Source organism: Nocardioidaceae bacterium SCSIO 66511, assembly GCA_023100825.1.
Lineage (GTDB): Bacteria > Actinomycetota > Actinomycetes > Propionibacteriales > Nocardioidaceae > Solicola.
Window position 1 is genome coordinate 3,083,033 of sequence record CP095846.1, and the last position, 13,895, is coordinate 3,096,927.

The following is a 13,895-nucleotide window of genomic DNA, read 5'->3' on the forward strand; positions in this document are numbered from 1 at the left end:
CCTCGCGGGAATCAGACATGGACGGTGGCCTCAGCGGATCGCACCCAGCTCCCGCGCACGCGCGACAGCAGCGGTACGCGATGAGACACCGAGCTTGGTGAAGATGTGTACGAGATGGCTCTTGACCGTCGCCTCGCTCAGGAACAGCGCTCGCCCGATGGCGCGGTTCGACTGCCCGTCGGCCACACCGGTGAGCACTTCGACCTCACGCGCAGTGAGCCGACTCGTGGGGTTCGCCATCTGATTCATCAGCCGAGTCGCGATCTCCGGCGCGAGCGCGCTCTTGCCGGCGGCGGCCGCGCGTACCCCGCCGACGAGGTGCTGCGGGTCGGCATCCTTGAGCAGGTAGCCGCTCGCGCCGGCCTCGACGGCCTCCAGGATGTCGGAGTCGGTGCCGTAGTTCGTCAGGATCAGCACCTGCGAACCGGCCTCGCCTCCGCGGATCAGGCGGGTCGCCTCGACACCCTGCATCCCCGGGCCGAACTGCAGATCCATCAGCACCACGTCAGGAGTCAGACGTGCAGCGGAGTCGACCGCTTCGCGTCCGGTGCTCGCCTCCCCCACGACCTCGATGTCGTCCTCGGCCTCGAACATCGCCCGCAGTCCGGTGCGTACGACCGGGTGGTCGTCGGCGATCAGCAGCCGAATCATGGCAGGCTCCCGAACGCGGCCGCGACCGCGACACCGGTCCCGTCGCGAGACTCGATCGAGAAGGAACCACCGAGCTCCTCGACCCGGGCTTGCATCCCGGCGATGCCGAACGGACGACCTCCGGCGTCATCGAGGTCACCCGGCTCGAAACCTCGTCCGTCATCGACCACATCGAGTGAGACGGCGGCGCCCATATAGGTGAGCGTGATCGCCGCACGTGCCGCGTCCGCGTGTCTGTGTACGTTCGTCAATGCCTCTTGGGCAACGCGTAGCAGTGCGGTCTCGATCGGCATCGGCAGACTGCACGGCTCGCCGTCGACGGTCACTGTGACCTGCGGTGTCGCATCCGGAGCGGCCAGCCGCTCGAGCGCCTTGGCGAGCGACTGGTCCTGCAATGCCGCCGGAGTCCGCGCCTCGATGAAGCGGCGGGTCTCGGCGAGGTTCGCCGCCGCGGTCTCGCGTGCCAGCCGAATGTGTTCCAGGGCGCCGTGGTCGGCGTCCGCGCGCTCTGCCGCGTGCAGTAGCAGCTGGATGCTCGACAGGCCCTGCGCAACCGTGTCGTGGATCTCTCGCGCGAGTCGGGAGCGTTCGGCGAGGACACCGGCCTCGTGCTCGCGGAGGGCGAGCTCATCGCGCGCTTCGACCAACTCGTCGATCAACTCCTGGCGGTGTCGGACCTCGCGCTGCAGCGTACGAAAGCCACCGACGAACGCGACCGCGACGGCCGCGCCGACGATCGGGCCGATGACGGCACCGACGTCGTAGCCGCGGTGCCATCCGTAGAGCACCACCACGACAGCCGTCGCAAGGGCGACGGCAGGAAGTGCCCAGCGCGGCGGCAGCGCGTACAGGTAGAGAAAGAACAGCGGGAACGCGAGGAACGCTGCCGTCGGACTCAGTACGAACATCGCGACCCACTCGGCGCTCAGTACGAGCAGCCCGGTTGCCACCATCCAGAGCGGAGCGTCTGGGCCGAACAGCGCGACCCCCGCCGCGTACGACATGAGGGTGACGACGGCAAGTGCGACAACGGCTCCCGCGTGATCGGCCGGGCGAACGAGCGCATCGACTCCGACGAAGACCGTGAGACCGACGAACAGTACGTGCAGAGCCGTACTCAGCGCGGCTGAGACCCGCGTCAGCGTCATCCGGTCCATGTCGGGTCGAGTCTAGTTCGCTCACGGCACTTGCCCATGGATCGAAAGTTGGAGTCTCGACCCATCGATCGACCCTCGACTCCCTCCGTTCCGACGATGGAAACCGCCCGCGCGAGCACGAGTCTGGAGATGTACCTACCGCGGATCAGAAGGTGAGAGAAGAACGGTGTTCATCGCATGGCGCGACATCCGGTTCGCCCGAGGAAGGTTCCTGCTCGTCTCCACGATCGTGGTCCTGATGACCGTGCTCGTCGGATTCATCAGCGGACTGACCCGCGGACTGGCCCAGGAGAACACCTCGGCGATCGAGGCGCTGGGCGCCGATCGGATCGTCTTCTCCGACGCCGGCGGAGACCCGTCATTCGCCGACTCGACGATCAGCGCCGCTCAAGCCGAGCACTGGGCGGGGACCCCGGGCGTGAACGCGGTCGACCCGATCGGGATCTCCACGACGCCCGCGTCGGCCGGCGACCGCCAAGAGACCATCGCGGCCTTCGGCGTCAACCCCGCGGCGTCGATGGGCGACGTACCGACAGTGCCCGACAAGGACGGCGCAATCGTCCTTTCCGAGCCGGCGGCCGATGCATTGGGGGTCGGCACCGGTGACCGGGTGACGATCGCCGGGCAGTCGTACGACGTCGCATCGGTCTCCGGAGACGCGAGGTTCTCGCACCTGCCGGTCGTGTGGATGCCGATCTCCACGTGGCGCTCCGACATCGCAACCGCTCCGACCCACGCGACCGTACTCGCCGCTTCGACGAACGGCGATGTCGGCGACGACCGGGACGGGACCGTATCGACGACCACCGAGGACTCGTTCTCCGCCATCGGATCGTACGCTGCCGAGAACGGCTCGCTCATGATGATGACGGTGATGCTCTATGCGATCTCGGCACTTGTGGTCGGCGCCTTCTTCGTCGTGTGGACGCTGCAACGTGTCGGAGACCTCGCCGTGCTCAAAGCTCTGGGCGCGACGACTGCCTCGCTCGTGCGCGGCATGCTCGGCCAGGCGCTCATAGTGGTCGCTGTCGGTGTGACCATCGGGATCGCGCTCATCGCTGCGGCGGGCACAGTCATCTCCGGGTCGGTGCCGTTCGTACTCGACGTGTCGACGACGCTCGTGCCCGGTCTGATCCTGACCGCTCTGGGTCTTGTCGGCGCGGCGGCGTCGGTGCGGGTCGTCACCTCATCCGACCCACTACACGCCCTGAACCGGGCGGCCTGACTGACAAGGAGGAGGAACCATGACGATCTCCATCGAGAACGCCACGGTCGTCTACCCCGATGGAGACGGCACTCTGACTGCGCTCGACCGGGCGAGCCTGAGCGCCGACGCAGCAACCGTCACCGCGATTACGGGCGCGAGTGGTTCGGGGAAGTCGACACTGCTCGCCGTTGCGTCAACTCTCCTGACGCCGACATCTGGCACCGTCACGATCGACGGGAGGGTCGTCACCGGGCTGAGCGCACGCGAACGCACTGCCGTACGCCGCGACTCCATCGGAATGGTCTTCCAACAGCCGAGCCTGCTGCCGTCGTTGACCGCCCTCGATCAGCTGATGGCGACCAACGAGCTCGGTGGCACCAGACGACCGCGCCGCGAGGTACGTGCCGAGGCCGCCGCTCTGCTCGACGCCGTCGGGCTTGCCGGGATGGAGCATCGGCGACCCGCCAAGCTGTCGGGCGGTCAGCGCCAGCGGGTCAACATCGCTCGGGCGCTGATGAACAACCCGTCAGTGCTCGTCGTCGACGAGCCGACCAGTGCGCTCGATCGCGAGCGTGGCATGCAGATCATCGACCTGCTCGTCGGTCTGACCCGCGAGCGCGACACCGCGACTCTGCTCGTCACCCATGACGACCGACAGCTCGGCCTCGCCGATCGAGTCGCGCGGATCGCCGACGGCGAGCTGACGATCGCCGACGAGTACCTACCCGCTCGCTGAGCGGGAGCCACCGGCTGCGCGGAGGGAGTCCCCGAGTATGTCGATTCCGGCGTGGAGCTGATCGCTCTCGACGGTCAGCGGCGGAGCCAACCGGAAGATGCCGCCCATGCCGGGGAGCTGCACGATGTTGACGTGGAGCCCTCGTTCGAGGCACTCGGCTGTCACCTCGCGGCCCAGGTCGTCCGCCGGCGTCCGGCTCGCCTTGTCCGTCACCAGCTCGATGCCCTGGAGCAGGCCGCGGCCGCGTACGTCTCCGACGACCTCGAACCGGTCGCGGAGATCGATGAGTCGCTCGGTGAGCTCCTCACCGAGCCGTCGCGCGCGATCCACCAGTCTGTCGCGTTCGACAACATCGAGAACCGCGAGGGCAACCGACGCCGCCAACGGATCGGAGACGTGGGTCGTATAGAACAGGAACCCGCGGTCGTAACACACCTGCTCGATCTCGGCCGACGTCATCACCGCCGCGACCGGGAGGCCCGCTCCGAGCGTCTTCGACAAGGTGAGCAGGTCTGGGACGACGCCGTCCCGCTCGAAGGCGTACATGTGACCGGTGCGGCCGAGCCCGGTCTGCGCCTCATCGACGATCAGCAACATGCCGCGCTCGTCGCAGTACTCGCGAAGCCGTGCCAGATAGCCGAGCGGAAGCTCGATCAGCCCGCCGGAGGAGAGGATCGGCTCGATGATGCACGCGGCAAGGCTCCCCGTCGACTGCTGGTCGACCAGGTCGAAGCCGTACGCGAGCTCGGCCTCCCAGTCGTAGTCGCCGGCCGCGGTACGAAACGGCGAGCGGTACGCATTCGGTGTCGGCAGCACGATCGTGCCCGGCATCGCCGGACCGTAGCCGCGACGACCGGCCGAGAACGTCGCGCTCGCGGCTCCCGTCGTCATGCCGTGCCAGGAGCGGTCGAACGCGACGATCTCGTGCTTGCCCGTATACAGCTTGGCCAGCTTGATCGCCGCTTCGTTCGACTCGCCGCCCGTGCTCAACAGCAGCATCCGGTCGAGCGGAGGCGGGAGCGTACCGGCCAGCCGCGCCGCCAGCTCGACGACCGGATTACTGAGCATCCCGGAGTAGAGATGGTCGAGCGTCGAGACGGCGTGCGTGACCGCCTGCACCACATCTGGATGCGAATGCCCGAGCACCGCGCTCATCTGCCCCGACGTGAAGTCGAGGATCGCGCGTCCGGTCGAGTCGTATACGTACGCGCCCTCGGCGCGCTCGATGAGTCGCGGGGTGAAAGACCCGCCGTACCTGATCAGCTGCTCGGCCCACTCCGGGTTGCTCTCGGACAACGTTCACCTCACTGCTCGACGGTCGAGCCAGCGTACGCAAAATCGCCGCGAACGAGAACGGCTCCCGGTCTGCGTCTTGCAGACCGGGAGCCGGTGAGTCTCTTGGTAGCCCCGACCGGATTCGAACCGGCGCTACCGCCTTGAGAGGGCGGCGTGCTAGGCCGCTACACAACGGGGCCAAGAGCGAGCAGAACATTACCGGACAAACCCGAAATGTCCCAAATCGCTGGGGTACTAGGACTCGAACCTAGACTAACTGGACCAGAACCAGTCGGGCTGCCAATTACCCCATACCCCATGGGATCGACTCTTGCGAGCCGAGCGATGACTTTACCGGATGGGCGATCCGGCACCAAAACCGGGCTCGGGTGCGTGGTACCTACCGCAGCACCACCCACCGCTTTGGTTCCGATGCCCTGTCGGCTTCCCCAACTTCTTCGGTGCGACTACCCGCTTGCCCGACTCCCCTCACTGTCGACTTCCCCAACTTCTTCGGTGCGACCACCCGCGTGCCCGAGTCCAGCTCGCTGTCGGCTTTCGCTTCCTACTGTGCGACTACTCGCCACTCCGGCCCTCGTCCCTGTCGGCTTCCCCTCGCCTTCTGAGTCGGTAAAGACGCGGCGACGCGGGAGACGCGGCTACGACCTGGGGTCGCTTGCCGGCTCTCCCACTTCGGTCGGCTTTTGCGGGGTCGGTGGTGGTGCTTCACCAAGTAGACATGGTGAAGCACCACTTTGCATGGCAGCTACACCGTGCAGAGTGACAGGTTGCCGTGCTCGTTGGTACGTACGTGGCCACCGTGACAGGAGTCCACTCACTGGCGTCGCGCGCGCGACGTCACTGGTGCGATTTGCCTTGGGACCAAGGCAAACGGTCACTGTCCCAGGGGACACCTCCCGTGGGCAGTGACAATCGCCCTTGGGCGGCACTCAACCTTACCCTGACTCCATGTTAAGGAGATGAGGAAGCCGCCAAGCAACCGAACCGAAATGGCTGCTCCGCGCGTCGCCGCGTCTTTTGCCCGGCCGAAGGGAGGCGTAAGCCGACAGCGCACTGTAATCGGGCAGGCGGGTGGTCGCACCGAAGAATCGGGAGAGCCGCGACTCACCCCATGGCACCCTGCCGCCGCGGATCCGAGACAACTCCGCCGGCGGGCGTGATCTCGGTGATGTCGACGTCCGTCGGGAGGTACTTCACGAGGGCGCAGTTGCGCCGCAGCAACTCCTCACCGACCCGGTTGCCCGTACGACGGTCGATGACCGACCGCCAGATCTCGTTGCGGCGGAAGTACTCATCGCCGAGCCTGAGGAACTCCTCGTTTCGGGCGAAGACGCTGTAGGAGTGTTCGGGTGAGGTCGAGGCCCGCAACTCGCCTTCAAGGTAGCGATCGCCGACGCGTACGTTCAGCGTGAACGCGATGTCGGTGTCGTTGCGGAAACACAGGTCGACGTAGTTGTAGACGATCGAGCAGCCGGTACCCCATGGCAACACGCGCTCGTTGTCGGGGAACGGGTCGAAACTGTGCTCGGAGCGCTCGGTCACGGTCATCGGCGAGTGCAGCACCATCCAGTGCACGAGGTTCGCGAGCTGGCAGATGCCGCCGCCGACGCCCGACAGCGCCTCGCCGTTCGACAACCGCATTCCGTCGACGTACCCCTTGCGGCGCGTGCAGTTGCCGACGACGCGATTGAACGAGACCGTCTCGCCCGGACGCACCAACAGTCCGTCGAGCTTGGTCGATGCGAGCTCCAGATTGCGCACCTTGCCGTGCTGCAGGTGCATCTCATCCTCGCTGAGCGTACGCCGCAGCAGGGAGTTGTGGCGTTTGATCCGTACCGGCAGGCGCTCGTCGGTGTACGCCTGCGCCCAACTCGCGTCGGAGCGAATCCATCGCCACCGTCTGCGTGCCCGGTGGACGTGCACTGCCACTGGGTAGACGGAGGGATGGCGTTCGGTGAAGCGTTGCTCGCGAGCGATCAGCCCCTGCATACGCTCCAGGTCGTCGGTGTGGTCCACGTCATTCATCACAACATAAGGGACGCACGATGCAACTAATTTGGTTGCTTCGGAATGTTGCGTGGCCCTGACGCGTTCGCCCCGGACATGAGCACTCGTATCGTGGCAACCGCCTTCGGTGGACCTGAGGTCCTGGAAACCGTCGAGTACGAGATGCCCGCACCCGGGCCCGGCGAGGTGGCACTGAAGGTGCGAGCCGCGGGAGTGAACCCGATCGACCACAAGCTGTACTCCGGGCAGTTCGGTACCGACTCCGACGATCTCCCCATGCCCCTGGGATTCGAGGTCGCCGGTGTCGTGACCGCCGTCGGCGACGGCGCATCGGGTCCACGTGGGCCGGTCTCCGTCGGTGACGAGGTCATCGCGTACGGCGTCAACGGCGGGTACGCGGACGAGCTGGTCGTGTCTGCCAACGCGGTCGTACCGAAACCCACCTCGCTCGACTGGGCGCCCGCGGCCGGGCTGATGCTGGCCGGTGTCACGGCCTTCCACGCCGTCACCGTTGTCGCGCCCGAGGACGGCGACACCGTGCTCATCCACTCCGGTGCCGGCGGAGTCGGCATCGTCGCCGTACAGCTCGCAGTCGCGCGTGGCGCACGCGTCATCGCGACCGCGAGCGCGCGCAACCACGACTTCCTGCGCGAACTCGGCGCGGAGCCGGTCGCGTACGGCGACGGGCTCGTCGAGCGCGTACGCGAACTCGCACCGAACGGCGTCGACGCGGCCATCGACCTCTACGGCGACGACTCGGCCGTCGACACCTCGCTCGCGCTGGTCTCCGACCGTACGCGGATCGTGACGGTCGCCGGATTCGAGCGCGCCCAAGCCGACGGCTTCACTGCCATCGGCAGCGGGCCCGGCGCCGATCCGGGCACCGAGCTCCGCGCCGCAGCGCGACTGGAGCTCGTCGACCTCGTCGACCGCGGCGACCTCGAGGTGGTCGTCGACAGCACGTACCCCCTACGGGAGGTCGCGGCTGCGCACACCCGCTCCATCGACGGTCACGTACGCGGCAAGATCGTGCTGGTGCCCTGAGGTCGTCTGCGTCTCAGCCGACGTACGCGAGCGCGCCCTGCAGCCTGGCAGTCGTCTTCTCCCGGCCGAGCAGCTCGAGTGACTCGAACAGTGGCGGCGAGATCCGCTTACCGGTGACGGCTACGCGAACCGGGGCGAACGCCTTGCGCGGTTTGAGCCCCATACCGTCGATCAGCGCACTGCGCAACGCACTCTCGATGGACTCGGTGGTCCATTGGTCGATCTCCGACAGCGCGGCGAGCGCCGTGCCGACGACCTCGAGACCGTCTGCGGTGAAGGCCTTCGCCGCCTCATCGGGGTCGACCGCGAACGCCTCGTCGCCGACGAACAGGAACCCGAGCATGTCGACCGCCTCTGACAGGACGGCCATCCGCTCCTGCACCAGCGGCGTCGCCGCACGCAACAGCTCCTGCTGCTCTGGCGAGAGGTCGGCGCCCACGAGCCCGGCGTCGCGCAGGTGTGGAACCAGCCGGTCGGCCAGGTCGTCGACGGCGAGCTCACGGATCTTCAGCCCGTTGATCGCTTCGCACTTCTTCAGGTCGAACTGCGCGGGGTTCGGGTTGACCCGCTCGATCTCGAACGCCTCGGCCATCTCCTGCAGGGTGAACAGCTCGCGGTCGTTGCCGATCGACCAGCCGAGCAGGGCGAGGTAGTTCAGCAGGCCCTCGGGCAGGAAACCTCGGTCGCGGTAGTTCTGCAGGCCGCCGCCCGGGTCGCGTTTGGACAGCTTGCGATTGCCCGGGCCCATGACGAACGGCAGGTGCCCGAACTGCGGTACGACGCCCCGGCTGACGCCGATGGCGATCAACGCCTCGTGCAAAGGGATCTGCCGCGGCGTCGAGCTCAGCAGGTCTTCGCCGCGCAGTACGTGGGTGATGCCCATCGTCGCGTCGTCGACGGGGTTCGTGAGCGTGTAGAGGGGCTGGCCGTTGGCACGCACGATGACGTAGTCGGAGACGTGCTCGGGCTCGAACGTCACCTCGCCGCGGACGAGATCGGTGAACGTGATCGGCGAGTCGGGCATCCGGAACCGGATGACGGGTTTGCGCCCCTCCGCCTCGTACGCGGCGCGCTGCTCGTCGCTCAGATCACGGTGCAATCCGTCGTACCCGCTCGACCGTCCCTCGGCGCGGGCGCGCTCGCGGCGCTCCTCGAGCTCCTCGGGGGTGTCGTACGCGTAGTACGCGAACCCCGCCTCGACCAGCTTGCGCGCGACATCGCCGTACAGGTCGAACCGCTCGGACTGGCGGTACGGCCCGAAACCGCCACCGACCTCGGGGCCCTCGTCCCAGTCGAGACCGAGCCAACGCAGCGAGTCGAGCAGACCTGCGTAGGAGTCTTCGCTGTCGCGTGCCGCATCGGTGTCTTCGACCCGGAACACGAAGGTGCCGCCCGTGTGACGCGCGTATGCCCAGTTGAACAGCGCGGTACGCACATTGCCGACATGCAGGTTGCCGGTCGGCGAGGGACAGAAGCGAACGCGTACGTCAGTCACGGTCGACCACCGGGTTCGTGAGCGTGCCGATGCCGTCGATCGTGATGCTGACCTCGTCGCCGACCTTCATCGGGCCGACGCCCTCGGGTGTGCCGGTGAGGAGTACGTCTCCGGGCAGCAGGGTCATGAACGACGAGACGTACGCGATGAGGTCGGGCACCTTGAAGATCATGTCGGACGTACGGCCGTCCTGGCGTACGTCGTCGCCGAGCGTCGTCTGGATCGCGATGTCATCGATCTCGAGGTTCGTCTCGATCCAAGGGCCGAGCGGACAGAAGGAGTCGAAGCCCTTGGCCCGTGCCCACTGGTTGTCGGAGCGCTGCAGGTCGCGTGCGGTCACGTCGTTGGCCACCGTGTAGCCGTACACGACCTTCTCGGCCGCGTCGGCCGGGACATCGCGGCAGATCCGCCCGATCACGACGGCGAGCTCGCCCTCGAAATGGACCTCCGAGGTCTGGCTCGGGTAGAGGATCGGATCACCCGGGCCGACGACGCTGGTGTTGGGCTTGAGGAACACCAGCGGCTCCTCCGGCAGCTCGTGGTCGAGCTCTGCCGCGTGCGCCGCGTAGTTGCGCCCGATGCCGATCACCTTGCTGCGCGGCAGCACCGGCGCGAGCAGGCGTACCTCCTCGAGCGGGATCTTCTCGCCCGTCAGGTTGATTCCGGCGTACAGCGGATCTCCGGAGACGACGGCAACGGCCGGTGTGCCGTCGTCGTCTCCGATCAGGCCGAAACGTGGGTCCTCGTCGGTGGTGAATCTGGCAATTCGCACGTGGCGAGACTACCCGCGGCGCCGCATTGTCGGGACGCGGGTGCGTACGCCGGCTCAACGACGAGAACGGCGAGCGCGGTACGCCGCCACGTGCTGACGGTTGCCGCAGTTGCCGGTGTCGCAGTAGCGCTTGGAGCGGTTGCGCGAGAGGTCGACGAACACGTCGTCGCAGTCGGGCGCGGAGCAGCGTTGTAGCCGGTCGAGGTCGTCGGCGCGGATCAGGTCGACGAACGCCATCGCACATTCCGCGGCGATCCGGTCGGCGAGCGGCGCATCGGGTTCGGAGAGGTGAAGATGCCAGTCCCACGAGCCGTGGCGGGCAAGGAACGGCCGGGCGCCCGAGTCGGCGAGCACGGCATTGACCAGCTCGACCAGCGCGTCTCGGCTGCTCGCGTCCCACCATGCGCGAAGGCGCTCGCGTACGTCGCGTACGGCGCGGACCTCGTCGTCGTCGCCGTCGATCCGGCCGGTGTACGGATGTTCGACGAGGAAGGCGTCGAGACCGGCCCGGTCGCCGAGGCGGTCACCGTCGGCCTGCACGGTGTTCACGAGCGCCGCGGCGGTGATCAGCCCAGCACTCGTGTCATGCGCAAATTGCATCTTGACTCCTGACAGGTCGGCGACATACCGTCATTGGTGACAGTCTAGTTTGCTCATGACAGGGGGGCCGAGATGCGCACCTCGGCGCCGCGCGGCGAAATCGGCCTCGCCCTCGCGCTCACCTCGGGCGCGACCTTCGGCCTGTCGGGCTCGTTCGGCGACGCGCTGCTGGACACCGGTTGGTCGCCGCTTGGCGTCGTACTCGCTCGGATCACCGGCGCGGCCTTGCTGCTCATGGGTCCGCTTCTCGTCGTGGTCGGGCGCGGTTGGCGTCCGCAGCGCGGCAACGTACGGGCAACGGCTGTGTACGGCGTCGTCGCGGTGGCCGGAACGCAACTGTGCTTCTTCAACGCCGTGCAGTACCTCGACGTCGGAGTCGCACTGCTGCTCGAGTTCCTCGCGCCGGTTCTGCTGCTGGGTTGGACCTGGTGGCGTACGGGCAAGCCTCCCGCTGCCCTGACCGCGGTCGGCGCCGCCGTGGCGGTCGGCGGCCTGCTGCTCGTACTCGACATCGCCGGCGACGCCTCCATGCACCCCGCCGGTATCGCCTGGGGCCTCGGCGCCGCAGTGTGCGTATGCGTCTACTTCCAGGCCTCGACCAGCACGGACAGCCCGCCCCCGCTGGTGCTGACCACGGCGGGCATGGTCGTCGGCGCCGCCGGACTCGCCATTGTCGGAGCACTCGGAGTACTGCCGATGACGTTCTCGACGGCCGACGCCGAACTCGCCGGGCAGCCACTGCCGTGGTGGGCGATCGTGGCGCTGATCGCGGGCATCTCGACGGCAGCCGCGTACGTCACCGGGATCATGGCGATCGCCCGACTCGGCTCACGCATCGCCTCGTCCGTCGGTTTGAGCGAAGTGCTGTTCGCCGTGCTCGGGGCGTGGTGGCTGGTAGCCCAGACCCCCACCCTGCAGCAACTCGCCGGCGGCATCCTCGTCGTATCCGGCATCGCGATCATCAGGCACGCCGAGCGCGTACCGATCGACAACTCCCCCGACCGCCGGATGCCCGCCGAGCAGGCAGGCTGACCGCTACCGATACGGGTCGGTGATCTCGCGCAGCATCGTCAGCCCCTCCCGGAGCTGCCGCATGCGCCGCGGTCCGAGGTGACGCTCCCACTCGCGTTCGATCCCGTCGACGATGTCGTTCGCAACGGGTACGAGGGCCTCGCCGCGCGCCGAGAGGCACACCAGGCGAGCCCGCGCGTCAGTCGGATCCCGCCTGCGTTCCACGTACCCCTTCCGTTCCAGCTGGTCGACGAGGAACCCGGCAGTCTGCTTGGTGATGTCGGCCTGCTCCGCGAGGTCGGTCAACCGCGTGCCGTTGGGTCCGATCCGCTCGACCACCCGCGCCTGCGCGGCCGAGATGTCACCCGCACCCGCGCTCGCCAGGCCGGCTAACACTCGCTTGCTGGTCGCTCGATACGGCAGATACATCAGTAGCGCGAGGCTCAGCTCACCGTCGCCATTATCGGAGTTCTCGCCCATTTAATCAGTCTATCGGACTATATTGGTCAGATACTCTGATGATTGCAGGTGGTCGACATGGACGTCGACGACGTATGGAAGGCGACCGACCGCGAACGTGCCGCCCTCGCAGATCTGCTCGACGAACTCTCACCGGCCGAGTGGGAGCATCCGTCGTTGTGTGCCGGTTGGCGCGTACGCGACGTGGCCGCACACCTGTCGCTGGCGCAGGCCGGTCGCCTCGAGGCACTGGTCATGCTCGCGCGGGCGCGGTTCGGCTTCAACCGGATGATCAAGGACTCCGCAATACGACGCGCAGAGGCTCCGTACGCCGAGTTCGCGCCGGCGATCCGGGCGATGGTCGGGTCCCGGAAGACGGCACCCGGCATCTCCGATGTCGAGCCGCTGACCGACGTACTCGTACACACCCAGGACATCGTCATCCCGCTCGGGCGGACGCACGCCATGCCGCTCGACGCCGCTGCCCGTGCGGCTACCCGGGTCTGGTCGATGGGATTTCCGTTCCGTGCACGCAAGAGGTTCGACGGCGTGCGCCTGGTCGCAACCGATACCGACTGGGAGGCCGGATCGGGTGCCGAAGTGCGCGGCCGGATCGCCGCGATCCTGCTCGCCCTCACCGGCAGGCGCGCCGGAGCCGACCGGTTGACGCCCGCCGGCGATCAAGCCAGACCGTAGCGCCGGCTGCGCTTTGCGTACTCCTCGATCGCCGCCCACAGGCTCCGGCGATCGACGTCGGGCCACGTCACGTCGCTGAACACCAGTTCCGCGTACGCCGACTGCCACAACAGGAAGTTGCTCGTACGCTGCTCGCCGGACGTACGCCAGAACAGGTCGACGTCGGGCATATCCGGCTCGTCGAGGTAGCGGGCGAGCGTACGCTCGTTGACCCGCTCCGGGTTGACCCGACCAGCCGCCGCATCACGTGCGAGTGCGGCGGCGGCGTCGGCGAGCTCTGCGCGACCGCCGTAGTTGACGCACATCGTGAGCGTGAGCACGTCGTTGTTGCGGGTGAGGTCCTCGGCCACCTCGAGCTCACGGATGACGCTGCGCCACAGCCGCGGGCGACGCCCGGCCCACCGCACGCGTACGCCGAGCTCGTTCATCTCGTCGCGGCGGCGCCGGATCACGTCACGATTGAACCCCATCAGGAAACGCACCTCATCGGGCGAGCGCTTCCAGTTCTCGGTCGAGAACGCGTACGCGGAGACGTGCGTGACGCCGATCTCGATCGCGCCCTCGACTACGTCGAACAAGGCCGCCTCGCCGCGCTCGTGGCCGGCCGTGCGTGGCAGCCCGCGCTTCTTCGCCCAGCGGCCGTTGCCGTCCATCACGATCGCGACGTGCTTCGGGACCAGATCGGAGGGAACCGCCGGAGGTCGAGCGCCGGACGGATGAACGGACGGTCGGCTCGGTCGGTCGGCTCGGCGGGGCATGCGCAG

Annotated in this window: 14 protein-coding genes and 2 tRNA genes; 5 read left to right on the plus strand and 11 right to left on the minus strand. The window is 67.6% G+C overall.

Annotated features, from left to right (window positions below):
• Nucleotides 1–30: 30 nt before the first annotated feature.
• Nucleotides 31–651: a response regulator transcription factor gene (locus tag MU582_14520; protein UPK73643.1), complete on the minus strand. Its 621-nt coding sequence runs from the start codon at nucleotides 649–651 to the stop codon at nucleotides 31–33.
• Nucleotides 648–1,808: a sensor histidine kinase gene (locus tag MU582_14525; protein ID UPK73644.1), complete on the minus strand. Its 1,161-nt coding sequence runs from the start codon at nucleotides 1,806–1,808 to the stop codon at nucleotides 648–650. Before MU582_14525 ends, MU582_14520 begins: the two co-directional genes overlap by 4 nt.
• Before the next feature lie 166 nt (nucleotides 1,809–1,974).
• Between MU582_14525 and MU582_14530 the strand changes: the two genes are divergently transcribed.
• Together MU582_14530 and MU582_14535 are read left to right on the plus strand one after the other, a co-directional pair.
• Nucleotides 1,975–3,033, plus strand: coding sequence for an ABC transporter permease (locus MU582_14530; protein UPK73645.1), 1,059 nt, complete (start codon nucleotides 1,975–1,977; stop codon nucleotides 3,031–3,033).
• 19 nt (nucleotides 3,034–3,052) lie between these two features.
• Nucleotides 3,053–3,751 carry an ABC transporter ATP-binding protein gene (locus tag MU582_14535; GenBank protein UPK73646.1) on the plus strand — a complete coding sequence of 233 codons (699 nt, stop codon included), beginning with the start codon at nucleotides 3,053–3,055 and terminating at the stop codon, nucleotides 3,749–3,751.
• Here the strand turns inward: MU582_14535 and MU582_14540 are convergent.
• The 4 genes from MU582_14540 to MU582_14555 all read right to left on the minus strand — a co-directional run bounded on the left by MU582_14540 (nucleotide 3,737) and on the right by MU582_14555 (nucleotide 7,072).
• A complete protein-coding gene (locus tag MU582_14540; GenBank protein UPK73647.1) occupies nucleotides 3,737–5,047 on the minus strand; it encodes an aspartate aminotransferase family protein in 1,311 nt (436 codons plus the stop codon). The two genes, MU582_14535 and MU582_14540, sit on opposite strands and share 15 nt — an antisense overlap.
• A 103-nt stretch (nucleotides 5,048–5,150) precedes the next feature.
• Nucleotides 5,151–5,226, minus strand: a tRNA-Glu gene (locus MU582_14545).
• A gap of 47 nt (nucleotides 5,227–5,273) precedes the next feature.
• Nucleotides 5,274–5,345: transfer RNA gene (locus tag MU582_14550), tRNA-Gln, on the minus strand.
• Between the two features lie 806 nt (nucleotides 5,346–6,151).
• On the minus strand, nucleotides 6,152–7,072 hold the full coding sequence (locus MU582_14555) for a VanW family protein (GenBank protein UPK73648.1): 921 nt from the start codon (nucleotides 7,070–7,072) through the stop codon (nucleotides 6,152–6,154).
• 78 nt (nucleotides 7,073–7,150) lie between these two features.
• Here MU582_14555 and MU582_14560 point away from each other — a divergent pair, with 78 nt between their 5' ends.
• Entirely contained in the window at nucleotides 7,151–8,098 is a 948-nt protein-coding gene (locus MU582_14560; GenBank protein ID UPK73649.1) for an NADP-dependent oxidoreductase, read from the plus strand.
• Between the two features lie 13 nt (nucleotides 8,099–8,111).
• Here the strand turns inward: MU582_14560 and gltX are convergent, their stop codons facing one another.
• From gltX to MU582_14575, 3 genes are read right to left on the minus strand one after another with little or no spacing between them, the layout of a single operon-like run.
• Nucleotides 8,112–9,593 (minus strand): glutamate--tRNA ligase, encoded by a 1,482-nt coding sequence (gltX, locus tag MU582_14565; GenBank protein ID UPK73650.1) that lies wholly within the window; start codon nucleotides 9,591–9,593, stop codon nucleotides 8,112–8,114.
• On the minus strand, nucleotides 9,586–10,365 hold the full coding sequence (locus tag MU582_14570; protein ID UPK73651.1) for a fumarylacetoacetate hydrolase family protein: 780 nt from the start codon (nucleotides 10,363–10,365) through the stop codon (nucleotides 9,586–9,588). The genes gltX and MU582_14570 overlap by 8 nt, the downstream gene beginning before the upstream one ends.
• A gap of 54 nt (nucleotides 10,366–10,419) precedes the next feature.
• The gene (locus tag MU582_14575; GenBank protein UPK73652.1) at nucleotides 10,420–10,965 is read right to left on the minus strand and encodes a CGNR zinc finger domain-containing protein; all 546 of its coding nucleotides are present in this window, start codon (nucleotides 10,963–10,965) and stop codon (nucleotides 10,420–10,422) included.
• 72 nt (nucleotides 10,966–11,037) lie between these two features.
• Between MU582_14575 and MU582_14580 the strand changes: the two genes are divergently transcribed.
• Nucleotides 11,038–11,997 carry a DMT family transporter gene (locus tag MU582_14580; GenBank protein ID UPK73653.1) on the plus strand — a complete coding sequence of 320 codons (960 nt, stop codon included), beginning with the start codon at nucleotides 11,038–11,040 and terminating at the stop codon, nucleotides 11,995–11,997.
• Between the two features lie 3 nt (nucleotides 11,998–12,000).
• On the opposite strand, the gene MU582_14585 is transcribed toward MU582_14580, so the two are convergent.
• Entirely contained in the window at nucleotides 12,001–12,456 is a 456-nt protein-coding gene (locus MU582_14585; protein UPK73654.1) for a MarR family transcriptional regulator, read from the minus strand.
• Between the two features lie 57 nt (nucleotides 12,457–12,513).
• Between MU582_14585 and MU582_14590 the strand changes: the two genes are divergently transcribed.
• A complete protein-coding gene (locus MU582_14590; protein ID UPK73655.1) occupies nucleotides 12,514–13,131 on the plus strand; it encodes a maleylpyruvate isomerase family mycothiol-dependent enzyme in 618 nt (205 codons plus the stop codon).
• On the opposite strand, the gene MU582_14595 is transcribed toward MU582_14590, so the two are convergent.
• Nucleotides 13,116–13,889 carry an isoprenyl transferase gene (locus MU582_14595; protein UPK73656.1) on the minus strand — a complete coding sequence of 258 codons (774 nt, stop codon included), beginning with the start codon at nucleotides 13,887–13,889 and terminating at the stop codon, nucleotides 13,116–13,118. The genes MU582_14590 and MU582_14595 overlap by 16 nt on opposite strands.
• Nucleotides 13,890–13,895: the final 6 nt, after the last annotated feature.